This is a genomic window from Amycolatopsis sp. cmx-11-12 (assembly GCF_046269425.1).
Taxonomy (GTDB): Bacteria; Actinomycetota; Actinomycetes; order Mycobacteriales; family Pseudonocardiaceae; genus Amycolatopsis.
Map to the genome: position 1 here is coordinate 249,588 of NZ_JADNQM010000003.1, position 23,078 is coordinate 272,665.

18 protein-coding genes are annotated in these 23,078 nt (G+C 68.6%); 11 read left to right on the forward strand and 7 right to left on the reverse strand.

Annotated elements, in window-relative coordinates; genetic code table 11:
* The 6 genes from ACLARN_RS05730 (at position 1) to smc (ending at position 8,871) form a co-directional block, all read left to right on the forward strand.
* A complete protein-coding gene (locus tag ACLARN_RS05730; RefSeq protein ID WP_409490227.1) occupies positions 1 to 612 on the forward strand; it encodes a potassium-transporting ATPase subunit C in 612 nt (203 codons plus the stop codon).
* Between the two features lie 5 nt (positions 613 to 617).
* Complete coding sequence (locus ACLARN_RS05735) at positions 618 to 3,203, forward strand: DUF4118 domain-containing protein (protein ID WP_409490228.1); 2,586 nt, start codon at positions 618 to 620, stop codon at positions 3,201 to 3,203.
* Positions 3,200 to 3,901: a response regulator gene (locus ACLARN_RS05740; protein WP_409490229.1), complete on the forward strand. Its 702-nt coding sequence runs from the start codon at positions 3,200 to 3,202 to the stop codon at positions 3,899 to 3,901. Before ACLARN_RS05735 ends, ACLARN_RS05740 begins: the two co-directional genes overlap by 4 nt.
* A 197-nt stretch (positions 3,902 to 4,098) precedes the next feature.
* Positions 4,099 to 4,641 (forward strand): hypothetical protein, encoded by a 543-nt coding sequence (locus ACLARN_RS05745; RefSeq protein ID WP_409490230.1) that lies wholly within the window; start codon positions 4,099 to 4,101, stop codon positions 4,639 to 4,641.
* 253 nt (positions 4,642 to 4,894) lie between these two features.
* Complete coding sequence (locus ACLARN_RS05750; RefSeq protein WP_409490231.1) at positions 4,895 to 5,182, forward strand: acylphosphatase; 288 nt, start codon at positions 4,895 to 4,897, stop codon at positions 5,180 to 5,182.
* 89 nt (positions 5,183 to 5,271) lie between these two features.
* Positions 5,272 to 8,871: a chromosome segregation protein SMC gene (gene smc / locus ACLARN_RS05755; RefSeq protein ID WP_409490232.1), complete on the forward strand. Its 3,600-nt coding sequence runs from the start codon at positions 5,272 to 5,274 to the stop codon at positions 8,869 to 8,871.
* 71 nt (positions 8,872 to 8,942) lie between these two features.
* Here smc and ACLARN_RS05760 read toward each other — a convergent pair whose 3' ends face one another.
* Positions 8,943 to 10,526, reverse strand: coding sequence for a sodium:solute symporter (locus tag ACLARN_RS05760; protein WP_409490233.1), 1,584 nt, complete (start codon positions 10,524 to 10,526; stop codon positions 8,943 to 8,945).
* A gap of 9 nt (positions 10,527 to 10,535) precedes the next feature.
* Entirely contained in the window at positions 10,536 to 11,753 is a 1,218-nt protein-coding gene (locus ACLARN_RS05765; RefSeq protein ID WP_409490234.1) for an anhydro-N-acetylmuramic acid kinase, read from the reverse strand.
* Positions 11,754 to 11,905: 152 nt separating this feature from the next.
* On the opposite strand from ACLARN_RS05765, the gene ftsY reads away from it, so the two are divergent.
* Positions 11,906 to 13,219 carry a signal recognition particle-docking protein FtsY gene (gene ftsY, locus ACLARN_RS05770; protein WP_409490235.1) on the forward strand — a complete coding sequence of 438 codons (1,314 nt, stop codon included), beginning with the start codon at positions 11,906 to 11,908 and terminating at the stop codon, positions 13,217 to 13,219.
* A 64-nt stretch (positions 13,220 to 13,283) separates the two neighbouring features.
* On the opposite strand, the gene ACLARN_RS05775 is transcribed toward ftsY, so the two are convergent.
* Entirely contained in the window at positions 13,284 to 14,783 is a 1,500-nt protein-coding gene (locus tag ACLARN_RS05775) for an MFS transporter (RefSeq protein WP_409490236.1), read from the reverse strand.
* 107 nt (positions 14,784 to 14,890) lie between these two features.
* Between ACLARN_RS05775 and ACLARN_RS05780 the strand changes: the two genes are divergently transcribed.
* Complete coding sequence (locus ACLARN_RS05780; RefSeq protein ID WP_409490237.1) at positions 14,891 to 15,622, forward strand: TetR/AcrR family transcriptional regulator; 732 nt, start codon at positions 14,891 to 14,893, stop codon at positions 15,620 to 15,622.
* Here the strand turns inward: ACLARN_RS05780 and ACLARN_RS05785 are convergent.
* Positions 15,612 to 16,388, reverse strand: a complete 777-nt coding sequence (locus ACLARN_RS05785) for an IclR family transcriptional regulator (RefSeq protein ID WP_409490238.1) — start codon at positions 16,386 to 16,388, stop codon at positions 15,612 to 15,614. The two genes, ACLARN_RS05780 and ACLARN_RS05785, sit on opposite strands and share 11 nt — an antisense overlap.
* 103 nt (positions 16,389 to 16,491) lie before the next feature.
* Between ACLARN_RS05785 and aceB the strand changes: the two genes are divergently transcribed.
* Both aceB and ACLARN_RS05795 read left to right on the forward strand, forming a co-directional pair.
* Entirely contained in the window at positions 16,492 to 18,069 is a 1,578-nt protein-coding gene (gene aceB / locus ACLARN_RS05790; protein ID WP_409490239.1) for a malate synthase A, read from the forward strand.
* A gap of 4 nt (positions 18,070 to 18,073) precedes the next feature.
* Positions 18,074 to 19,270 (forward strand): DUF6986 family protein, encoded by a 1,197-nt coding sequence (locus ACLARN_RS05795; protein WP_409490240.1) that lies wholly within the window; start codon positions 18,074 to 18,076, stop codon positions 19,268 to 19,270.
* Positions 19,271 to 19,335: 65 nt separating this feature from the next.
* Here the strand turns inward: ACLARN_RS05795 and ACLARN_RS05800 are convergent, their stop codons facing one another.
* Positions 19,336 to 19,674 (reverse strand): hypothetical protein, encoded by a 339-nt coding sequence (locus ACLARN_RS05800; RefSeq protein ID WP_409490241.1) that lies wholly within the window; start codon positions 19,672 to 19,674, stop codon positions 19,336 to 19,338.
* A 367-nt stretch (positions 19,675 to 20,041) separates the two neighbouring features.
* On the opposite strand from ACLARN_RS05800, the gene ACLARN_RS05805 reads away from it, so the two are divergent.
* Positions 20,042 to 20,287 carry a hypothetical protein gene (locus tag ACLARN_RS05805; protein WP_101609689.1) on the forward strand — a complete coding sequence of 82 codons (246 nt, stop codon included), beginning with the start codon at positions 20,042 to 20,044 and terminating at the stop codon, positions 20,285 to 20,287.
* Positions 20,288 to 20,857: 570 nt separating this feature from the next.
* Here the strand turns inward: ACLARN_RS05805 and ACLARN_RS05810 are convergent.
* Together ACLARN_RS05810 and ACLARN_RS05815 are read right to left on the reverse strand one after the other, a co-directional pair.
* Positions 20,858 to 22,108, reverse strand: coding sequence for a DUF222 domain-containing protein (locus ACLARN_RS05810; RefSeq protein WP_409490242.1), 1,251 nt, complete (start codon positions 22,106 to 22,108; stop codon positions 20,858 to 20,860).
* Positions 22,109 to 22,576: 468 nt separating this feature from the next.
* Positions 22,577 to 23,062, reverse strand: coding sequence for an N-acetyltransferase family protein (locus ACLARN_RS05815; RefSeq protein ID WP_409490243.1), 486 nt, complete (start codon positions 23,060 to 23,062; stop codon positions 22,577 to 22,579).
* Positions 23,063 to 23,078: the final 16 nt, after the last annotated feature.

The following is a 23,078-nucleotide window of genomic DNA, read 5'->3' on the forward strand; positions in this document are numbered from 1 at the left end:
ATGAACGCATTGTTGAAGCAGACCCTCGCCGGGCTGCGTGTCCTGCTCGTCTTCACGGTCCTGCTGGGAGTCGTCTACCCCTTGGGTGTGTGGGCCGTGGCCAGGATTCCCGGGCTGGAAGGCAACGCCGAAGGGTCGATCGTCACCCAGGACGGGCAGGCGAGCGGCTCGTCCCTGATCGGCGTCGACCCGGTCGCGGCCGACCCGGCCAAGGACCCCTGGTTCCACAACCGCCCGTCCGCGGGTTCGAAGGACGCGCTCGGCCCCGGCGACCCGTCGTCGTCCGGCCCGTCGAACAAGGGCCCGTACAACGAAGACCTGGTCGCGGCCATCGTCGAGCGCAAGAAACTGATCGCCGCCCGCGAAGGCGTCCAGGAGTCTCAGGTGCCCGCCGACGCGGTGACGGCGTCGGGATCGGGGATGGATCCGGCGATCAGCGTCGCCTACGCCGACCTCCAGACCGCTCGTGTGGCCAGGAACACCGGCCTGCCGGTGGAGAAGGTCCGGCAGCTCGTAGCGGAGAACACGAGCGGCGCCGGGATCGGTGTGCCGGGCGTCAATGTGCTGAAGGTCAACTTGGCCGTGCGCGACGCGGCCGGAGGAGCACACTGACACTCGTGGACGAGAACACGACCAAGCCGCGCCGGGGTGAGCTGAGGATCTACCTCGGCGCGGCCCCCGGGGTGGGGAAGACCTTCGCGATGCTCGGCGAGGCGCGCCGCCGCCTCGACCGGGGCACCGACGTGGTCATCGGCCTGGTCGAGACGCACGGCCGCAAGAAGACCGCGGAACTCGTCGAGGGGCTGGAGACCGTCCCGCGCCGCCGGTCCGAGCACCGGGACCGCGAATTCGAGGAGATGGACCTCGACGCGCTGCTGGCCCGCGCCCCCGAGGTCGCCGTCGTGGACGAACTCGCGCACACCAACGTGCCGGGTTCGCGCAACGAGAAGCGCTGGCAGGACATCGACGAACTGCTCGCCGCCGGGATCGACGTCCTCTCCACGGTCAACGTGCAGCATCTGCAGAGCCTCAACGACGTCGTCGAGCGCATCACCGGCGTCACCCAGCAGGAGACGGTGCCCGACGAGGTCGTGCGCCGGGCCGAACAGCTGGAGCTGGTCGACATCACGCCGGAGGCACTGCGGCGGCGACTGGCGCACGGCAACGTCTACCCGGCCGAGCGGATCGACGCGGCGCTGGGGAACTACTTCCGGCCGGGCAACCTCACCGCGCTGCGGGAACTCGCGCTGCTGTGGGTCGCCGACCAGGTCGACGTCGCCTTGCAGCGGTATCGGGCCGAGCAGAAGATCACCGACACGTGGGAAACACGCGAACGGGTGGTCGTGTCCATCACCGGCGGGCCGGAGAGCGAGACGCTGATCCGCCGGGCGCGCCGGATCGCGAACCGCGCGGGCGCCGAACTGCTGGTGCTGCACATCCTGCGCGGGGACGGGCTGGCCGGAATGGGACCGACGGCGGTCGGCAAGTACCGGAAGCTGACCGAAGAGGTCGGCGCGACCTTCCACACCGTCGTCGGCGACGACGTGCCGAACGCGCTGCTCGACTTCGCGCGCGGGGTGAACGCGACCCAGCTGGTCGTCGGCACCTCGCGGCGTTCGCGGGTGGCGCGGCTGTTCGACGAGGGCATCGGCGCGGCCGTGGTCCAGCGGTCCGGCCCGATCGACGTCCACATGGTCACGCACGACGAAGCGGGCGGACGCCTCCGTGCCCGGTTCAACCGGAGCCCGCTGACGCCGTCGCGGCGGCTGATCGGCTGGTCGCTCTCGCTGGTGCTGCCCGCGTTGGCGACGCTGCTCGGCGTCCTGCTGCGGGATCAGCTGGACTTCTCCACCGACGTGGTCGACTACGTGCTCGCGACGGTGCTGGTCGCGCTCGTGGGCGGGCTCGGGCCGGCGCTGCTCGCGGCCGTGCTCTCGGCGGGGTTGCTGAACTTCTTCTTCACGCCGCCGCTGTACAACCTGACCGTCCACGAGCCGCGCAACGTGATCACCTTGGTCGCGATGGTGCTGGTGGCGATCCTCGTCGCGGCGGTCGTCGACACCGCCGCGCGGCGGGCGACGCAGGCCGCGCGGGCGCGGACCGAGGCGGCACTGCTCGCCTCCTACGCGCGGACGGTCCTCACGCATACCAACCCGATCGAGCGGCTGCTGGAGAAGGTCCGCGAGAACTTCGGGATGACTTCGGTGACCCTGCTGGAAAAGCGGGACGGGAAGTGGAAGCGCGTGGCGAACGCCGGTTCGGATCCCTGTGCCGATCCGGATCAGGCCGACGCCGACATCGCGGTCACCGCCGACGTCCACCTGACGCTGCGGGGCCGCGCGCTGCCCGCGTCGGACCGGGGAGTGCTGGAAGCGGTCGCTGGGCAGGCGCTGCTGTCGCTGCGGCAGCAGCGGACGGCGAAGGCGGCCGTCCGTGCCGAACGCAAGGCCGAGGCGACCGAACTGCGCACCGCGTTGCTGTCGGCCGTCGGACACGACCTCCGCACGCCGCTGACGTCCATCAAGGCCGCCATCGGCAGCCTGCGCGCGACCGACATCTCACTGTCCGATGAGGACACGGACGAGCTGCTGGAGGCGATCGAGGAGTCGGCCGACCGGCTCGCGGGACTGATCGACAACCTGCTCGACTCCTCCCGCCTGGCGACCGGCGCTGTCCGCCCGCATCTGCGCCCTGTCGGCTACGACGAGGTCGTCTCGCACGCGTTGTCCAATGTGGACAACTCGGATTCGGTCGTGGTCGCGATCGACTCGCGGCTGCCGTCGGTATGCGCGGATCCCGGCCTGCTGGAACGGGTCGTGGCGAACGTGATCGACAACGCGCTGCGGCACGGGGTGTCCGGCGAGCCGGTCTCCGCCCGCGCCAGCACGCATTCGGATCACGTCGAACTCCGCATCGTCGACCACGGGCGAGGGCTGAAGAAAGGCACCGCGGACTCGGCTTTCGCGCCGTTCCAGCGGCTCGGGGGAGACCGGGACAGCGTGCCGGGCGTGGGACTGGGGCTGTCGGTCGCCAAGGGGTTCACCGAGGCGATGGGCGGGCGGATCCGGGCGGAGGACACGCCAGGCGGCGGACTCACCGTCGTCATCTCGCTGCCAGCCTATGGTGGTCAGGATCCGGAAAAGAACCTCCTCGCTTTCGACGACGAGGGCCTTGAAAACGAAGAGGAGGAGCGAGTGCGATGAGCGCCGAAACCGCGTCGGCGACCGTGTTGGTCGTCGACGACGAACCGCAGATCGTGCGAGCCCTGCGGATCAACCTTTCCGCCCGCGGCTACAAGGTGATCACCGCGCACGACGGGACGGCCGCGCTGAAGGCCGTCGCCGAAACCAAACCCGACGTCGTCGTCCTCGACCTCGGCCTGCCCGATCTCGACGGCACCGAGGTGATCGCCGGGCTCCGCGGCTGGACGACCGTGCCGATCATCGTGCTGTCCGCGCGCGGCGACTCCGCCGACAAGGTGCAGGCGCTCGACGCCGGCGCCGACGACTACGTCACCAAACCCTTCGGCATGGACGAACTGCTGGCGCGGCTCCGTGCCGCCGTGCGGCGTTCGGCGGCGTCCAGTGTGGACGGTGTGGACGCGGTGGTGGACACGGGATCGTTCTGCATCGACCTGGCGGCCAAGAAGGTGCGCCGCGACGGCAAGGAAGTGCACCTCACCAAGACCGAATGGGGTGTGCTGGAACTGCTGGTGCGCAACCGCGGCCGTCTGGTGGCGCAGAAACAGCTGCTGCACGAGGTGTGGGGTCCGAGCTACGAGACCGAGTCGCACTATCTGCGGGTGTACCTGGCGCAACTGCGGCGGAAACTGGAACCGGAACCTTCGCGGCCGCGGCACCTGCTGACGGAACCGGGGATGGGATACCGCTTCGAAATGTGAGCCTCTTGGAGCAGCTGCGGATGCTATGAACGGCCCGTTACTTGCAAAATTTGCAAGTAACGGGCCGTTCATAGCGTGCTGGGGAGGCCACCGCGCGAGTGAAAGCCAAGTTCCTTCGCCCAACCGGCAACGCCGCAAGTAGGTGACTAATGGCGACCGGCACGACCCCGAAAACTTACTGAGCGCCGCTCGTGGTCGTGCCGGAGGCGCCGGAGGTGCTGGACCGGCCCGGAGTCGACTCACTCGGGGCGCCGCTGCTGCTGGAGCCGCCACCCGGCGTCGAGCTGGCGGGAGTGGTCGGCGTCTCGGACGGCGGGGTCGTCGTCGGCGGAGTGGTGGTCGGCTTCGTCGAGGTCGGCGGCAGCTTCGTCGGCGAAGGATCCGGGTTCGGCCCCGGGCCAGGACCCGGGCCGGGGTTCGGGTTCGGGTTCGGGTTCGGCGCCGGGGGTGGCGGCGCGATGACGCTCGTCGTCTCCTTGCCGTCCGCGCCGACCGAGGTCACCGTGGTCGGCGGCGCCGTGGAGCTGGAGGACGCGCCGGGGATCGGCGAGCCGCTGACGGTCATCGGGCCGCCGGGGACGGCGTTGCCCGGGACCAGCTGGACGCCGGCGGGTGAGGTGCCCTGTCCGCCGGGGAAGCCGGTGCCGCCCGCGGTGGCGGAGACGCCAGGGCCCGCCAGTTCGGCGATCGCGGCGAAGGCCGTCGCCACCACGAGGCCGCTGACGCCGAGTACGGCGTAGCCGGCGCGGTTGAGCTTGCCGGTGGCACCGCGCGGGGGTGCCACGGACACGCGTGCGCTCGAATCAGACCCGTCGGGACGGGGCATGTGCTGGCTCCTCGGATGGGGGACTTCGGGGAGTGCGGCTACCCGGGCGAGGTAGCCCAAAGTGGGGACCCGGCGCGGAGATTATCACCGCCGCCTCACCGTCTGCGAACTACAGCGAACGTTGTGTTCACCCTCCGCGTTCATCCGCATGGTGCACGATAGGGAACGTGAGTGAAGAAGTAACGCACATCAGGCTGACCGCGTGGGTACACGGCCGGGTGCAGGGTGTCGGTTTCCGCTGGTGGACCCGCAGTAGGGCGCTTGAGCTGGGGATGGTCGGCAGCGCGGCCAATCTGGCCGACGGGCGTGTCGAGGTGATAGCGGAGGGTGATCGTGAACACTGTGAGCGGCTTTTGGCCGCCCTCCGGTCCGGGGAATCACCCGGAAGTGTGGATCACGTCGTCGAGCGCTGGTCGCCCGCGAAAGGCGGGCTTCGCGGGTTCGTGGAGCGCTGAGGCCCCGCGTCCCACGATCACCGTGAGCACACAGGTAGCCTGGGCCGATTGAACGAACGGTTCCCGCAGCCTAGAGGGGTCAGCACGACGTGCACCTGAAGAGCCTGACGCTCAAGGGCTTCAAGTCCTTCGCCTCGGCGACGACGTTGCGTTTCGAGCCGGGCATCACCTGCGTGGTCGGGCCGAACGGCTCCGGCAAGTCGAACGTCCTCGACGCGCTCCGCTGGGTCATGGGCACCCAGGGCGCGAAGGACCTGCGCGGCGGCAAGATGGAGGACGTCATCTTCGCCGGGACCGCCGGCCGGGCCCCGCTCGGGCGCGCCGAGGTCACCCTCACCATCGACAACGCCGACGGCGCGCTGCCCATCGAGTACTCCGAGGTCTCGATCACCCGTCGCATGTTCCGCGACGGCGCGAGCGAGTACGAGATCAACGGTGACCGCTGCCGCCTGATGGACGTGCAGGAACTGCTGTCGGACTCCGGTATCGGCCGCGAGATGCACGTCATCGTCGGGCAGGGCCAGCTTTCGGCGATCCTCGAATCCAAGCCCGAGGAGCGCCGCGCCTTCATCGAAGAGGCCGCGGGTGTCCTCAAGCACCGCAAGCGCAAGGAACAGACCCTGCGCAAGCTCGCGAACATGCAGGGCAACCTCGACCGCCTCGGCGACCTCACCACCGAGCTCCGCCGCCAGCTCAAACCGCTGGGCAAGCAGGCCGAGATCGCCCGCAAGGCGCAGTGGGTGCAGTCCGAACTGCGGGACGCCCGGCTGCGGCTGTTCGCCCACGACCTGGTCACGCAGCGCTCGGGCATCGCCAAGGAAGAGGCGGACGAGCGCATCGCCCGTCAGCGCCGTACCGAGGTCGAGCAGGCGCTGGAGATCGTCGCCGCCGAGGAGACCGAACTCGAGGCTTCGCTCGCCGAGGACGCGCCGCGGCTGGCCGCCGCCCAGGAGACTTGGTACAAGCTTTCCGCGCTGACGGAGCGGTTGCGCGGCACCGTGCGCCTCGCGCTGGAGCGCCAGCGGCACCTGTCGTCCGACGTGCAGCACGTGGGCAACGGCCGCGATCCCGACGAGCTGGAGGCCGAGGCCGAGCAGGTCGCCGAGCGGGAGCAGGAGCTCAACGAGGCCGTCGCCGAGGCGCGGATGGTGCTTTCGGAGACCGTCCAGCGGCGCGAGCAGCTCGAACATCTCGTGCAGGCCGCCGAGCGCGCGCATATGGCCGCCGTCCGCGCGATCGCCGACCGGCGGGAAGGCCTGGCGAAGCTCGCCGGGCAGGTCGAGGCGCTGCGCAGCAAGAACGGCGCCACCTCCGACGAGATCGACAGGCTCACCGTGTCGCTCGAAGAGGCCGCCGAGCGAGCGGAGATCGCCGTCGAGGAACTCGAAGAAGCCAAGGCTGAGGGCGGCGTCGAGGAATCCGACGACTTCGACCTGCAAGCCCACCACGACCGCGCGGTGGAGGCCAACAACGCCGCCAAGGCGCGGGTCGAGGAACTGGTCAAGGTCGAGCGGACCGTCGAACGCGAGATCGCGTCGGAGAAGGCGCGCGTCGAGGCGCTGTCGATGGGCTTGCGCCGCAAGGACGGCGCCGGTGCGCTGCTCGGCGCGCAGCACGAGCTGCCGGGTCTGCTCGGTTCGGTGGCCGCGCTGCTCACCGTCGAGGCCGGCCACGAGGTGGCACTGGCCGCGGCACTCGGCCCGGTCGCCGACGCGGTCGCGGTCAACGGCGGCGCCGACGCGCTCGCCGCGCTGAAGTTCTTGAAGGACAACGACTCCGGTCGCGCGGGCATCCTGCTCGGCGGACTGGAGTCCACTGTGGACACCAGCGCCTGGCCGTCGCTGCCCCAGGGCGCGCGCTGGGCACGCGAAGTGGTTTCGGCGCCGTCCGCGCTCCGGTCCGCCGTCGAGCACGCGCTCGACCGGGTGGCCATTGTGGACGGTCTGGAGTCCGCGCGCCGTCTGGTCGAGGTGTATCCAGAGGTCAGCACGGTCACGCCCGAAGGTGACGTCTTCGGTGCCCGCTGGGCGGTCGGTGGTTCGGCCCGCAGCGAGAGCGTCATCGAGGTGCAGGCCGCCGTCGACGAGGCGGGTGACCGGCTGAACGCCGCCGAGCGCGCGCTGGAACGCGCCGCCGCGGAACTCGAAGGCGCCCGCGCCGGACAGCAGGCCCGGCGCGAAGAGGTCGGCAGGGCCAAGGACGCGCTCGGAGACGCGAAGGTCCGCAAGGCCCGCTCGTCCGAGCGGCTGAACCGCATGCAGCAGGCCGCGCGCGCCGCGCAGGCCGAGATGGAGCGGCTGAGCAACCAGCGCGCCAAGGTCGAGCAGAGCCGCGAACAGGCGCTGCAGCAGCTCGCCGAACTCGAAGAGCGGCTGTCCGCGGTCGCCGACCAAGAGATGGACGAGGATCCGGACACCGCCGAACGCGACCAGGCCGCCGAAGACCTCGGCACCGTCCGCCAGGAGGAGATGGAGTCGCGGCTCGCGCTGCGCACCGCCGAGGAGCGGGCGCGGAGCATCCAGGGCAAATCCGAATCGCTCCGCCGTGCCGCGTACGCCGAGCGGCAGGCCCGCGAACGCGCCGAAAAGGCGAGGACCGCGCGGAAACGCGGCGCCGAGATCGCCAACGCGGTGGTCAACGGCGGCGAGATCGCGCTGGAGCGCATCGAGATCTCCGTGCAGCGCGCCGCCCACGAACGGGACGAGGCGCAGGCGCAGCGGCAGTCGCGGGAGACCGCGCTGACCCAGGTCCGCAGCAAGGTCCGCGAGCTGACCGGCGAACTGGAGAAGCTCACCGACGCCGTCCACCGCGACGAAGTCCTGCGTGCCGAGCAGCGGCTCCGGCTGGAACAGCTCGAAACCAAGATCGCCGAGGACTTCGGCATCGGCCTCGAGGATCTCGTCTCCGAGTACGGCCCGGACGTCCCCGTGCCGCCGAGCGCGGGGGAGATGGCCGAGTACGAGGCGGCCAAGGAACGCGGCGAAGACGTCACCCCGCCGCCGCCCATGCCGTTCGACCGCGACACCCAGGCTCGCCGGGCGAAGCGCGCGGAGAAGGACTTGAGCCTGCTGGGCAAGGTCAACCCGCTGGCGCTGGAGGAGTTCGCGGCGCTGGAGGAGCGCTACAAGTTCCTCTCGACCCAGCTCGAAGACCTCAAGGACACCCGCAAGGACCTCGAAGCCGTCATCAAGCAGGTCGACGAAAAGATCCTCGAGGTCTTCGAGTCGGCGTACGAGGACGTCGCGCGCGAGTTCGAGACCGTGTTCAGCGTGCTGTTCCCGGGCGGTGAGGGGCGCATGGTGCTCACGCAGCCCAACGACCTGCTCTCCACCGGTGTCGACGTCGAAGCGCGCCCGCCGGGCAAGAAGGTCAAGCGGCTCTCGCTGCTTTCCGGTGGCGAGAAGTCCCTCGTCGCAGTCGGCATGCTGGTGGCGATCTTCCGCGCCCGGCCTTCGCCCTTCTACGTGATGGACGAGGTCGAGGCCGCGCTCGACGACACCAACATGCGACGGCTGATCGGGCTGCTGGAGCAGCTGCGCGATTCTTCGCAGCTGATCATCATCACCCACCAGAAGCCGACCATGGAGATCGCCGACGCCCTGTACGGCGTTTCCATGCAGGGCGACGGCATCACGAAGGTGATTTCCCAGCGGCTGCGGACAGCCGAAGAGGATCCGGTTTCCGCTTAGCGCGTGCAATGAAAGGCCCCTTCATTGCAAAATTTGCAATGAAGGGGCCTTTCATGTCGTCTCGGAGGGGGCTAAACCGGCGTCGACTCCTTCACGTCCGGCTCCGCCAGCGGGTCCACACTCCCGTGCCGCAGCGACAGCAAGCCGCCCACCACGAGCGTGATCACCACGCCGCACAGCGTGTACCAGGGCCAGGCCAGCGCCACCGTGTTCCCCGACGCCTTGCTGAAGTCGACCCCGATCAGGCTGCCGTCCGGTTTGTTGAACTTGACGCCGAGGATGATGAACGCCATCACGACCACCGTCGAGACGAACGCCACGATCGCGTCCGCCTGCCTGGCGCGCTTGAACAACAGGCCCAGCAGGAACGCGCCGAGCAGCGCGCCGTAGGTGTAGCCGGTGATGCCGAGCGCCTGCACCACGATCGGGTCGGCGGAGGTCTTGTTGGAGGAGGCGAAGAAGCCCGCGCACAGGATCAGCGCACCCGCCCAGATGATCGTCCAGATCCGGCCGTGCTTCAGCCGGTCGGCTTCCGGCAACTGCCTGCCGATCACCCGTTCGTAGACATCGGTCACCGTGGACGAGGCCAACGCGCCGAGCGACGAACTCAGTGCGGCGGCCAGGATTCCGGCGATCACGAACCCGGACAGGCCACTGGGCAGGTCGTTCACGATGAAGTTCGCGAACAGCTCGTCCTTGTTGGCCAGCCCGAGGCCTTCCGGCTTCGGCTTGGTCGGGTTCAGTCCGTTGTACAGCGCCCACAGCAGCACGCCGATGAACAGGAACAGCGCGAACTGGATGAACACCACGAAACCGCTGGCGACCAACGCCTTCCGCGCGGCACGCAGGTCGTTGGTGGACTGGAGGCGCTGCACGATCAGCTGGTCCGAGCCGTGCGACGCCATCGAGAGCACCGCGCCGCCGATCACCGCGGTAAAGAACGCGAACTGCCCGGTGAGCATGTTCGAGGAGAAGTCGAAGATCTGGAACTTGTTGGCGTCGACGGCCTTGCCGAACCAGCCGTCGGGCAGCCTGCTGGAAATCGCCCAGATCACCACGATCGCGCCGAGGATGTACCAGAGCATCTGGATCGCGTCGACCCAGACGACCGCGCGCACCCCGCCGAAGAAGCTGTAGAGCACCATGGCGATCCCGAGCCCGATCACGATGGTCCAGTACGAGACGCTCAGACCGTAGGCCGCCATCACCACCTTGATCGGGATCGCGGTGGCGAACAGCCGGATGCCGTCGGCCAGTGTGCGGGTGAGCAGGAACGTCACCGACGCGGTGCCTTGCAGCCCGCTGCCGAACCGTTTGCCCAGGAAGGCGTACGCGGTGACCAGGTTGCCAGCCACGTAGCGCGGCAACAGCACCATCGACACCACGATCCGGCCCGCGATGTAACCGATCGCCAAGGCCAGGTACGTCATCCCGCCGTCGCCGGGGGCGGCGATGTAGGCCACCGTCGGCACGGAGAGCACGGTGAGGGTGGACGTCTCCGCGGAGACCACCGAGAGGCAGGCCACCCACCAGGAGATCTTGCCTTCGCCGACGAAGTAGTCGGAGCCGGATTTCTGTTTGCCGCCGATCCAGACGCCCAGCAGGGGCATGCCGACCAGAAAAAGCCCGATGATCGCGAGGTCAAGTGCGCGCATCCGTATCTCCTATCGCTCGCCGGTCGTCGCCGCTACCCGTAGCCGGGTCACGGTTGAGGTAAGAGGGGCGGGCAGCCGCAGGGGACCCGCGCCCGGGGTGATGCTGCCGAGCAGCCGGTCGCCACGGGCGCCGGTCGCCGACGGGAGGTTCCCCGGGACGCCGGACCAGGTCAGCCAGCCCAGGAGAATGGTCAGGTATGCCTCTTTGCCCGCGCGCGGCAGCCCGTGGTCGTCGCTGGTCTTCAGCGCCGTACCCGGCAGGTTCTTGGCGAGCGTGGCCATCAGCGCCGGGTTGTCGGCGCCGCCGCCGGAGACGATCAGTGTCGTGATGGCGTGGCGACGGCATTCCGCGGCGATCGTCACCGCGGTCAGTTCGGTCAACGTCGCCAGTAGGTCTTCCGCGCCGACCGGCGGGAGCCCGTCGAGCGCGGTGTCGAGGTACGCGCCGTGGAACAGTTCCTTGCCGGTCGACTTCGGCGGCGCGGCCGCGTAGTACGGGTCGAGCAGGAGTTTCGCCAGCAGATCGGGCCGGACCTGGCCGCGGAGGGCGAGCGCGCCGTCGATGTCGGCACGGTGTCCGGTGACGCGGTGCGCGGCGATGTCCATCAGGGCGTTGCCGGGCCCGGTGTCGTAGGCGAGGACAGCGCTGTCGGCGCCGTCCGCGGGGACCACGGTGATGTTCGCGATGCCACCGATGTTCAGTGCCGCGACCGGTCCGGAGGCCGCCATTTCCCGGAGCCACAACGCGTCCAGTGTGCTGGCGAGCGGCGCGCCGTGGCCGCCGGCGGCGACGTCGCGCACGCGCAGATCGGCCACCACCGGCAATCCGGTGCGCTCGGCGATCCACGCCGGATTCCCCAGTTGCAGCGTGCCGCGTACGGCGCCGTCCTCGACCCAGTGGAACACCGTCTGGCCGAGTGAGGCGACGACGTCGGCCTCGCCACCGGCCAGTTCCTCGATGCCGCGCGCGGCTGCCTCGCCGAAGGCCTGGCCCACCAGGGTGTCGAGTTTCGTGAGCTGTTCGGCGCTACAGGGATTCGGCGGGAGGGCGTCGAGCAAGGCCTCGCGGAGCGTTTCGGGATAAGGGACTTCGAGCCGGCCGAGCGGGGAGAGCACCACGGTGTCCCCGTCGGCGCGCAGTTCGGCGGCCGCCACGTCGATCCCGTCGATCGATGTGCCGGAGATGAGTCCGATCACCCGGACCCCAGTGCCGGAGAAAAGCGTCATTCGGAGTGGTCTAGCCGTCGTTCCGGAGGCCGCGCAAGCGACACTGTTTCTTCTTGTCCGAAATGAGTCCTATCGAGTGGGTGCCTGACAAGATCGGCTCGCTTCCCGTGGGGCGTCTGAGCGGGATGACGTGCGGATGCGAGGATGGCGCCGTGTCGAACACCCCCTGGTTCTGGATCGCTGTCGTTGCCGTCGTGGTCCTGGTCGCCGTACTGGTGGCCGGGCTGTTCATCGCGCGCCGCCGCCGGATCAGCCTGGACGAGTCCAAGGCTGCCGAGGCCGTCGAGCGCGCGAAGCCGAAGGGTGGCGGCTACACCGCGACCGGCGGGATCGCGCTCGCTCCGGGCGGTGAGAAGACCGAAGAGGCCGAGCATCCGGTCGAGGACCGCCCCGAGACCGACGGCCAGCCCGCGGTCGGGGACGACGCGTCGGTGCCGAGGGATTCCGCGCAGCGCACGGTGCGCGACGTCGACCTGCCCGAACCTGAACCGGTCGAAGCCGTCGAAGAGCCCGCTCCCGCCGAGGAGATCGCCCCGGCGACGGGACGCCTCGAACGGCTGCGCGGCAGGCTGGGCAAGTCCCGCTCGATGTTCGGGCAGAGCCTGCTGGGCCTGCTGGGTGCCGGTGACCTGGACGAGGACTCCTGGCAGGACGTCGAAGACACACTGCTCATGGCGGACCTGGGTGCCGCGACGACCACCGAGATCGTCGAGCGCCTTCGTGACGAGCTGAAGCGCCGTGCCGTGCGGACGTCCGAAGAGGCGCGCGCGGTGTTGCAGGAAGTGCTCACGGCCGCCCTCTCGACCGACGCCGTCCGTGCCGTCCGCGCGCTGCCGCACATCGTCGACGGGAAGAAGCAGCCCGCCGTCGTCCTGATCGCCGGGGTCAACGGCACCGGCAAGACCACCACCACCGGCAAACTCGCCAGGGTCCTCGTCGCGCAGGGGAGCACCGTCGTGCTCGGCGCGGCCGACACCTTCCGTGCCGCCGCGGCCGACCAGCTTCAGACCTGGGCCGAGCGAGTGGGCGCGGAGGTCGTCCGCGGCAAGGAAGGCGCGGACCCGGCGGCGGTCGCCTTCGACGCCGTGAAACGCGGCACCGAGGCGGGCGTGGACGCGGTACTGGTCGACACCGCCGGCCGTCTGCACACCAAGACCGGCCTGATGGACGAGCTGGGCAAGGTCAAGCGAGTCGTCGAGAAGCAGGCGAAGGTCGACGAGGTCCTGCTGGTCCTCGACGCCACCACCGGGCAGAACGGGCTGATGCAGGCCCGCGTGTTCTCGGAGGTCATCGACGTCACCGGCATCGTCCTCACGAAGCTCGACGGCACCGCGAAGGGCGGCATCGTCTTCCAGGTGCAGCGCGAACTCGGGGTGCCGGTGAAACTGGTCGGTCTCGGCGAGGGACCGGACGACCTGGCGCCGTTCGAGCCGGGAGCCTTCGTGGAAGCCCTGCTCAGCAACTGACAAATGTTATGAACGGACCGTTCATAACAAAATCTGTTATGAACGGTCCGTTCATCTCACTCGCTCAGGCCGTGACAGGGACGTTCTCGCCCGTCTCGACCGCGGCGGTCTTCTTGTCCCGCATCACCACGAAGGCGACCACCGCCGCGGCCAGTACCCCCACCGCGCTCACCAGGAACGTCGTCGACATCGCCGAGGTGAACGACTCGCGGGCCGCGGTGATCAGGCCGCCGTCACCGGTGGCGAAGGCGTCGCCGATCGAGAGCCGCGCCTGCGCCGGGGCGGATTCGGGCATCTGCGACGTGAACAGGCTCGACACGATGCTGCCGAGGATCGCGATGCCGAGCGCCGCGCCGAGCTGTTGGATGGTGTCGTTGAGCGCGGAGCCGACACCGGCCTGCTCCTCGGGGACCTCGCCCATCAGTGCCGCGATCGCCGCCGGCATCGCCAGCCCGCCACCGGCGCCGAGCAGGAACAGCGCGATCGCCGGCAGGAGGAAGCCTTCGTTCGTCGACAGCGTCGCGAGCATCGCGAACCCGGCCGCCATCACGGTCATCCCGGCGGTGGCCAGTACGCGGTTGCCGATCTTCTGGCCCAGTGTGGCGCCGAGGGTGTTGCAGAGCAGCGAAGCGATGGCCATCGGGATGAAGGCCAGACCCGCCTGGGTCGGGGTGTATCCGAGGACGAACTGCAGGTACTGGGTCAGGAGCAGCAGCAGACCGCCGTTGCCGACCTGCACCAGCGTGAGCGACAGGCTGCCGCCGCTGAAGTTGCGCTTGCGGAACAGCTTCAGCGGGACCATCGGCGAAGGCGTGTGCCGCTCCCAGAGCACGAAGCCGACCAGGCTCACCACCGCGATCGTCAGCGGGACGAGGGTCCCGGCCTCGGTGATGCCGTGCTTGGGCAGTTCGATGATCGTCCAGACCAGCGCGGTCATGCCGGTCGCGGACAGGATCGCGCCGAGCGGGTCCGGCTTCTGCCACGGGCCCTTCGATTCCGGCATCAGGGTGAGCGCGGCGAGCACGGCGACGACGACGATCGGCACGTTGATCAGGAACACCGCGCCCCACCAGAACCACGCGATCAGCACGCCTCCCAGCACCGGGCCGCCGATCATGCCGAGCATCGCGACCGCGCTCCAGGCCGCCATCGCCTTGCGGCGCTCTTCGTCGTCGAACACGGTGATCAGGATCGACAGGGTGCTCGGCATGATCAGCGCTCCGCCGACGCCCATCACCGCGCGGGACAGGATCAGCTCTAGGGGGTTCGCGGCGAACGCGGCGACGAGTGAGGCCACTCCGAACAGGAGGAGGCCGATGATCATCACCTTCCGGCGGCCGAACCGGTCGCCGAGGCTGCCTGACGTGAGCAGCAGGCCCGCGAACACCAGGATGTAGGAGTCCAGGATCCATTGCGTGTCCTGGGCGCTCGCCCCGAGGTCTTCGGCCAGCGGCGGCACGGCGACCGTCAGGACCATGTTGTCCACGACCAGCACGAGCGTGCTCAGGCACAGCACGATCAAGATCCACCAGCGGCGTGGGTCGCGGCCTGTCGATTCGTTCATCGGGATACCCCCAGAAGTAGTTGCGTACGTTGTTCTGCTGTTGCGCACACTGTACGCAGAATTTGGCAGCGTGCGCAAGGGGGCACGTCGTGCGCTAAAGTGAGGGCATGTCAGTCGAAGAGCAGCCGATCCAGTCGGTATGGACCCGTCCTCGCCGGAAGCGTGACCAGCCCGCGTTGAGCCAGGCGCAGATCGTCGCCGAGGCCGTCCGGCTCTTGGACGTCGAAGGCGTCGACGCGCTGAGCATGCGCAGGCTGGGGACCGCGCTGAACGCGGGCGCGACGTCGCTCTACCGGCACGTGGCCAACCGGGACGAGCTGATCGAGCTGGTCGTCGACGAGGTCTACGGCGAGATCACCGTGCCGGACGGCGACGACCCGGCGCGGTGGCGCGAAGGGGCCATCGTCGGCGCGCAGAGCGTGCGCGCGATGATCCTGCGGCACCCGTGGGTCGCCTCATTGCTCGGTTCGGTCGGCCTGTCGTACCTCGGGCCGAACGTCATGCGGCTCAACGAGCGGCTGCTGGCCGTCTTCGTGAGCGCGGGATTCCCCGGCGACGAGGCGGATCAGGCGATCAGTGCGGTGATCTCGTACGTCATCGGCATGGGGACGACCGAGGCGGCATGGCTCACGACGGTCGCGAAGAGCGGCCGAAGCGAGCGTGAATGGGCGGAGCAGCTGCGCCCCGCCGTCGAGGAGGCGGCGCGGGAACATCCGCACCAGCGGGAACGCCTCGTCCACGACGACGCCGGGGCCGACCCGGAGCGGCTTCGCGACGAGAAGTTCCGCTACGGACTGGACCGGATGCTCGACGGTTTGGAGACCAGGCTCAAACGGTGACCCCGTCACGCGAAAGGGTCGAACCGAGCGCGTTCGCGATCCGCTGGACGGCGGGCGCGATCCGCTCGACGGCCTCCATCGTGAGCCGCCCCGAAGGTCCGGACACCGAGACCGCGGCCGGCACCGGCGCGCCCGGGACCGCGACGGCCACGCAGCGGACACCCAATTCCTGCTCGGCTTCGTCGAGCGCGTAACCCTGCTGGGCGATCTTCGCCAGCTCCCGCAGGAGCGCGTCCTGGTCGGTGAAGGTGTGCTCGGTGTACGAGGGCATGCCGGTCCGCGAGAGCAGCGCCGTGACGTCATCGGACGGCAGATGCGCGAGCATCGCCTTCCCGACACCGGTGCCGTGCGGCAGGAGACGCCGTCCGACCTCGGTGAACATCCGCATCGAGTGCTTCGACGGCACTTGGGCGACGTAGACGACCTCGTCCCGTTCCAGGACGGCGAGGTTCGCGGTCTCGCCGATCTCGTCGACCAGTTCCGCGAGCAGAGGCCGTGCCCACGAGCCGAACTGCATGCTGGCGTTCTCACCCAGTCGGATGAGCCGGGCGCCCAGCGCGTACCGGCGGTTGGTGTTCTGCCGGACGTAACCCAGGTCCACCAGAGTCCTGATCAGCCGGTGGATGGTCGGCATCGGCAGCCCGGACAGGGTCGCCAGCTCCGAAAGGCTGGCTTCGCCTCCGGTGTCCGCGAGGTGCTCGAGGAGCTCGAAGGCCCGCTGAAGTGACTGGACGCCGCCATCGCGTCCGTTCTTCTCGGCTGCCACCGTGGCACTCCTTACGTCGGCGTTGATGTTCCGCTATGCAGAAACTATAGTCCGTCATGTAAAACCGTAGGGACGTTATCTTTCCGAACTCGGGGTGTTACTCATGTCTGAAGCTCAGGTGCTTGGCGATCCGGTCGAGCGCGGGGACGAAATCCTCACGCCGGAGGCGCTCGCCTTCCTCGCCGGCCTGCACGAGGCCTTCGCCGCCCGCCGCGACGAGCTGCTGCAGGCCAGGGGCAAGCGCCGCGAGGAGGCCAGGACCACCGGCAAGCTCGACTTCCTGCCCGAGACCAAGGAAGTCCGCGAGGGCGACTGGCGCGTGGCCGAGGCCCCGCCCGCGCTGCGCGACCGCCGCGTCGAGATCACCGGCCCGACCGACCGCAAGATGACCATCAACGCGCTGAACTCCGGCGCCAAGGTCTGGCTCGCCGACCTCGAAGACGCCAACACGCCGCACTGGGCGAACGTGGTCTCCGGCCAGGTCAACCTCTACGACGCCGTCCGCGAGACCATCACGCTGGAAAGCGGCGGCAAGAGCTACGCGCTGAAGGACGACGTCGAGCACGCGACCATCGTCGTCCGCCCGCGTGGCTGGCACCTCGACGAGCGTGGCCTGTCCTTCGGCGGGCGCCAGGCCGTCGGCGCGCTGGTCGACTTCGGCCTGTACTTCTTCCACAACGCGCAGGAACTGCTCAACCGCGGCAAGGGCCCGTACTTCTACCTGCCGAAGATGGAGAGCCACCTCGAAGCCCGGCTGTGGAACGACGTCTTCACCCACGCGGAGAAGGCGCTTGGCATCGAGCACGGCACCGTCCGCGCGACCGTGCTGATCGAGACCATCCCGGCCGCGTTCGAGATGGACGAGATCCTCTACGAACTGCGCGAGCACGCTTCCGGCCTGAACGCCGGCCGCTGGGACTACCTGTTCAGCGTCATCAAGTACTTCCGCGACGCGGGCGAGAAGTTCGTGCTCCCGGACCGCAACTCGGTCACCATGACCGCGCCGTTCATGCGTGCCTACACCGAACTGCTGGTGCGCACCTGCCATAAGCGCGGCGCGTTCGCGATCGGCGGCATGGCGGCGTTCATCCCGAACCGCAAGGACCCGGAAGTCACCGCCGCGGCGCTCGACAAGGTCCGCGCCGACAAGAGCCGTGAGGCGGGCGACGGCTTCGACGGTTCGTGGGTCGCGCACCCGGGCATGGTCGAGATCTGCCGCGAGGAGTTCGACAAGGTCCTCGGCGACAAGCCGAACCAGCTCGACCGGACCCGCGACGAGGTGTCCGTCACCGCCGACCAGCTGCTCGACGCGGCTTCGACGCCCGGTGGCGCCACCGCCGCCGGTCTGCGCGCCGCCGTCGACGTCGGCATCCGCTACATCGCCTCCTGGCTGAGCGGAAACGGCGCGGCGGCGATCCACAACCTGATGGAGGACGCGGCCACCGCGGAGATCTCGCGTTCACAGGTGTGGCAGTGGGTGCGTAACGGCACGCAGCTCGACACCGGTGACAGGGTGACCGAGGAACTCGTGCGCGGCGTGCTGGCCGAGGTCCGGGGCGAACTCGCCGCCGAAATCAAGCCGGAGCTGCTGGTGCCCGCCGTCGAGCTGTTCGAGCAGGTCGCGCTCGCCGACGAGTTCCCGGACTTCCTGACGCTGCCTGCCTACGAAAGGATCAAGTAGCCAGATGGGGAACGGGCGGCTCACCGAGGACGTCTACACCGCCGCCGATGCGCGCCTCGCCGAGGCGGACGCGCGCGTCGCGGCCAAGTACCCCGGCGAGCCGCCCGGCCGCCAGCCCGTGCACACCGTGTACGTGCCCGCGTCGCAGTACAAGACGCGGCTCGTGGCGGATTGGGGCAAACAGGCCCTGCGGGTCTTCGGCGAGCACGCCGATCAGCTGGGCCTGGACGCGGACGTCACCGACCGCGTCCGGACCAAACTCCTGACCGAGCCGATCGAGGATCTGCGGATCGACTTCGAGGACGGCCTCGGCAGGCCAGGCGACGACGAGGAGGACGCCACCGCGCTCGCCGCGGGGCGGACCCTCGCCATCACGGGCGGCACGCCGTTCGTCGGCATCCGGTTCAAGAGCTTCGAACAGGCGACCCGGCGCCGCGGCATCCGCACCCTCGACCTCTTTTTGGCCGGACTGCTGGAAAGCGGTCCGCTGCCGGAAGGTTTCGTCGTCACGCTGCCGAAGGTGACCGCCGTCGAGCAGGTCGAAGTGGCGGCGGATGTGCTGGAGCGCCTCGAATCGGCGTACGGTCTGCCCGAGGGCGCGCTGCGGTTCGAGGTCCAGATCGAGACGGCTCAGTCCATTGTGGACGTCGATGGAACGGTGGCGGTGCCACGGATCATCGAAGCCGCGCGCGGCCGATGTTCGGGGCTGCACTACGGGACCTATGACTACAGCGCCGGCCTCGGGATCAGCGCCGAGTATCAAAGCATGGAACACCCGGCCGCCGATTTCGCCAAGCAGCTCATGCAGGTTTCGGCCGCGGGAACCGGTGTCCGGCTTTCGGACGGCTCGACGAACAAGCTGCCCGTCGGCGACGCGATCCTCCCGGCCTGGCGCGAACATCTGCGGTTGGTGCGGCGTTCCCTGGAGCGCGGCTTCTACCAGGGCTGGGATCTGCACCCGCACCAGCTGCCGACCCGGTTCGCCGCGACCTACGCGTTCTTCCGCGAGGGTTTCCCGGCGGCGCTGGCACGGTTGCGGGACTACGCGGACAAGACCGGGCGCGGTGTGCTGGACGAGCCGGCGACCGCGCAGGCACTCGCGAGCTTCCTGCTGCGAGGACTGGACTGCGGGGCCGTGGACGCGGGGGAGCTTACGTTCTCCCGGTCCGAATTGGACGGATACGCGCGGCGAACCGGATGAGCAGCGGCTGAGCGAGCGCCTCTCGTGGCAGGCGCTCCCTCAGCCGCTGCTCGGCCCGTCCCGGCTCAGTTCGCCGGCAGCGGGCCGGGTTCTTCCCGGTGGTGAACGAATCTCGCGACGAGCGCCAGCATGGCGAGCTGGCCCGCGATCGTCCCGGCCGTCGCCCACGTTGGGAAGGCGGCCGGAACCACCTGCAACGTCGACGTCGGGCCGAGAACGGCTCCGAGCACCACCAGCGTGTCGAGGATCGTGGTGAGCAGCCGGTGTGTCTGGCTCGCCGGCACCGCGGCTTCCGCCTTCAACTCCGACGTCTCGATCCTGACGCGCGCGAGCGGGGTCGGTGTCCCTTCCCAGCTCATCTCTTCGGACGTCGTGTTGTCCACGCCGTCGATTTCGGCACCCATGCTCGTGCCCTTTCTTGCCCAGTCAGGCGAGCCCGGGTTGGCGCGTCAAGCTGGGGACCACTGGGGACAGTCGAGCCCGTTGCTCGACTGTGAAGGCGACCAATCAACTCCCCCGACTTGGCCGGTCGCCTTCTCCCCTTCGGGAGCCCTCGTGCGTGAAAGCCGTGGCCGCGCTTTCGGTGGTGGTACCCGCCGCATGGTGACGGGCCTGCATGAGGGTTGCTGTTGTGGCGCCTACTGTAGCGTCGGTCACAGTGCTTCGGCAACCCATTCCACACAGATTTGGTGTCGAAAATGTGGTGAATAGGAACCTTCTGTGCCATGATTACGTGCGCGGCGCTCTGGGCCGCAGGGGAAAGGAGCGGGTATGCCATCGGTTGAAGAGACCGCGACCGGCCGTCCCGCGGTGGTCGATCGCGTCAACGTCGCGCTGATCGCCGAGGCGGTCGACGCGCTGGGCAAACTCCAGGAGCGCACCGGGCTCAAGAAGGTCGATCTGGTCAACCGCGCGTTGCTGATCTACGAGTTCGTGGACGCGGAACTCCGCGCGGGCAAGCAAGTCGTGCTGCGCGATCCGGACGGACAGGATCAGCTGGTCAAGATCTTCCTCTGAGTCAAGCGTGATACGCCGCGAGAACCTCGTCCAGTGAGCCGTGCGCGCGGATCCGGCCTTCGTCCATCCACAAGGCGGTGGTGCACAGCTCCCGCAGGAGTTCGTCGGCGTGCGAGCGAACACCAGCACGCCGGCGCGGCGGGCGAGTTCCTGATCTGGCCTATCGCCCGATCCGCGCTCGAGGCGGAGATCGAGCACTACCTGATCTTCGTGGAGTGGCTGTGCAACGGCCAGGCACGTCCCGTCCGGAACCGCCTTCGCCGACGGGAACAACGGAAAACGGCCCGATTACCGACCGAACGTCATCCGAGATCACGTCACGCGACACTAATCAAGACTCGCCGAAACGCATTCAGCAACACGGCCTAGCGACGATGAAGGAATTGGGATACTGAAAGTCCCAGTTCCTTCATCGTCGATCTGAGTAGCCACTACGGTCCGCGGGACTTTGTCCGTCGGGCGGGTTCGGGGCTGTGTGGAAATAGGGACGTCCATTTTTCCAAACAGCCCGCCTTTGGGCATGCCGAGGGGCCCGTCGCCGGTGTGGCTGGCGGGCTCCTCGGGTCAGAGTCAGGCAGGGAGGGTGTTGCGCCGGGTTCTTCGTAACGGATCCAGATACTGGGGCGGGATGAACTCCGGCAGCCCGTCGGGAGCCATCCGGACTTCCCAATCACCATGATGAATCAACCGGTGATGAAAGGAACAGACCAGCACTAGATTCCGGAGGTCCGTGGCGCCGCCATCTGCCCAGTGATGAATGTGGTGGGCGTGGCAGTTCTTGGGCCGTCGGTGGCAGCCGGGGAACGCGCAGCCTCGGTCGCGGATGTTCAGGGCTCGGCGCTGGCCTGGGGTGACGAACCGCCTGAGCCGTCCTACGTCGAGGGGTTCACCAGCAGCGTTGAGGACGACCGGAAGCATCAGACAATCGCAGGCGGCCATGCGGGCTTCGCGGGCAGTCATCGTGCCGACGAAATCGAGGCAGGCGGTCCCGAGGCCGGTTTTGAGTTCCTCCAGGCCGATGGTCACGTGCACCAGAGTCCGATACCCGTTGGTGCCGGGCTGGTCCGGGCAGGCGATCGCGAGGTCCACGAGGTCGACCCAGGCGTCTCCCTGACGTTCAGCCTTCGTCCGCAGGTCGGCCTGGCCGAACTCGTCCACCGGGCGCGGCTTTGCGTAGGCCTCCAGCGCGGCCGCGGTCCGGGCTCCTGATTCGTCGTCGAGCAGGCCCTTCAGATTCCAGAACCCGTCCTTCCGGCGTTCCAACGTCAGTTCGCGGCGGGGCTGGGCGGGTTCGGGGTCCTTGGGCTCGTTGCCGTCCGGGTCGAGCCATCCCAGCAGTTGCTCTCCGAGTTCCGACACCTGCCGAGGCCCCGCCTTCCGGGCCAACCCAGCAAGGGTCTTCTCCGCATGCTCCCGATCCTCCACCGGCACCTCGGCCGGGATCTGCCGCAGGATCTCCAGGATCTGTTTGATCCGTTCCTCGCCGATCGCACCGTCCGCTGCCGCAGCGGCGGTCGCGGGCGCGAACGCCGGGATCTCGGTGCCATCCAAGGCGCGGGTGGGGTTCAGGTCGATCGCGCGATTCACATATGGCCGTGCCTCACCAATAGACAACCCGGCGATATCGGCGAACCACGAAACCGTTGTCCCATAGCCGTACAAGTCTTTCACGCCACGGGACTCGATCTCCGCCAAATACTGGCCCAATCCGGCGGACGCGATCCGCATCACCTGCAGGAACTGCTGCACGCCGTGGGCAAGCTCCAGCTTGCCAGCGCGCCACAGTTCCTGCGGCAACTCGGGAAGGATCGTCTCGGACACACCCCCATAATATCGCATTTCTGTCGAACATGTGTTCGTAATTTTACGTTACCGCGAACCGGCGCATTTACCACTGAAGGGTGATTTGCTCGACCTCATCGGTTGCCGTCGCGTAATCCCCGTCTCGGCGACTTACCCGCATCGCTCATAGAATCGCCATCTCCGCGCGTTCCCCGTCGCCGCAAGCCGTTTGGCTTCGGCGAGCAATGCCCCGGCCGCGCCGCTGCCGCGATGCGACGAAGACGTGTACACCTGCGCGACCTCGTCGTTTGTCGTCGCGTAATGGCGACAACGCATCCGCTCACTTTGGTCGCCCTGGATAAGCGCCTTCGCATATCGTCGGCAAGGTGCCGAAATTGGCCCATCAGGTCCGCCGACAAGTCGTTCAGCCTCCGCGAGCCACACCCCCGCCGAACACACGTACACCTGCTCAACCGCGCCGATCATCGCCACAGAGACAACGCGCACTCAGATAAGCGGCCTCACATAACGCCGACAAGGCACCAAAACCAGCCCATCCGGCCCATCCACCCGATTCTCGAACTCACCCTCATCAACCCACCCGCACCGCTCATAAAACCGCCGCGCCCGAGCGTTCCCCGGCGCGACGGCGAGCCAAGCCCGCGAATGCCCGCCGTCGCCGACAAGCCGTTCGGCTTCCGCGAGCAACACCCCGGCCACGCCGCTGCCGCGATGTGCCGAAGACACGTACACCTGCTCGACCTCGTCGCCGACGACCATCACGAAGCCCGCCACCTCACCGGCCACCAGGGCGACCGACGTGTCGCCGACTCGATCGGAAGCCCGCTCCCGGAACGATTCCCGGGTACGGATCCGCAGAAGCGCGTCGGGCACGTTGCCGAGATGGCCGTCTTGCCAGCCGTGGTACCAGATCTCCGCCACCGCCGAAGCGTCCTGGGCGACAGCGGGCCGCAAAGTCACATCGTTCGACATGTCTGGAGTCAAGCAC

Bases quoted from the DNA above. Each gene is read 5' to 3' on its own strand.
- ACLARN_RS05730 (WP_409490227.1), top strand. From the start codon at position 1: ATGAACGCATTGTTGAAGCAGACCCTCGCCGGGCTGCGTGTCCTGCTC.
- ACLARN_RS05740 (WP_409490229.1), top strand. From the start codon at position 3,200: ATGAGCGCCGAAACCGCGTCGGCGACCGTGTTGGTCGTCGACGACGAA.
- ACLARN_RS05760 (WP_409490233.1), bottom strand. From the start codon at position 10,526: ATGCGCGCACTTGACCTCGCGATCATCGGGCTTTTTCTGGTCGGCATG.
- ACLARN_RS05765 (WP_409490234.1), bottom strand. From the start codon at position 11,753: ATGACGCTTTTCTCCGGCACTGGGGTCCGGGTGATCGGACTCATCTCC.
- ACLARN_RS05775 (WP_409490236.1), bottom strand. From the start codon at position 14,783: ATGAACGAATCGACAGGCCGCGACCCACGCCGCTGGTGGATCTTGATC.
- ACLARN_RS05780 (WP_409490237.1), top strand. From the start codon at position 14,891: ATGTCAGTCGAAGAGCAGCCGATCCAGTCGGTATGGACCCGTCCTCGC.
- aceB (WP_409490239.1), top strand. From the start codon at position 16,492: ATGTCTGAAGCTCAGGTGCTTGGCGATCCGGTCGAGCGCGGGGACGAA.
- ACLARN_RS05795 (WP_409490240.1), top strand. From the start codon at position 18,074: ATGGGGAACGGGCGGCTCACCGAGGACGTCTACACCGCCGCCGATGCG.
- ACLARN_RS05800 (WP_409490241.1), bottom strand. From the start codon at position 19,674: ATGGGTGCCGAAATCGACGGCGTGGACAACACGACGTCCGAAGAGATG.
- ACLARN_RS05805 (WP_101609689.1), top strand. From the start codon at position 20,042: ATGCCATCGGTTGAAGAGACCGCGACCGGCCGTCCCGCGGTGGTCGAT.
- ACLARN_RS05815 (WP_409490243.1), bottom strand. From the start codon at position 23,062: ATGTCGAACGATGTGACTTTGCGGCCCGCTGTCGCCCAGGACGCTTCG.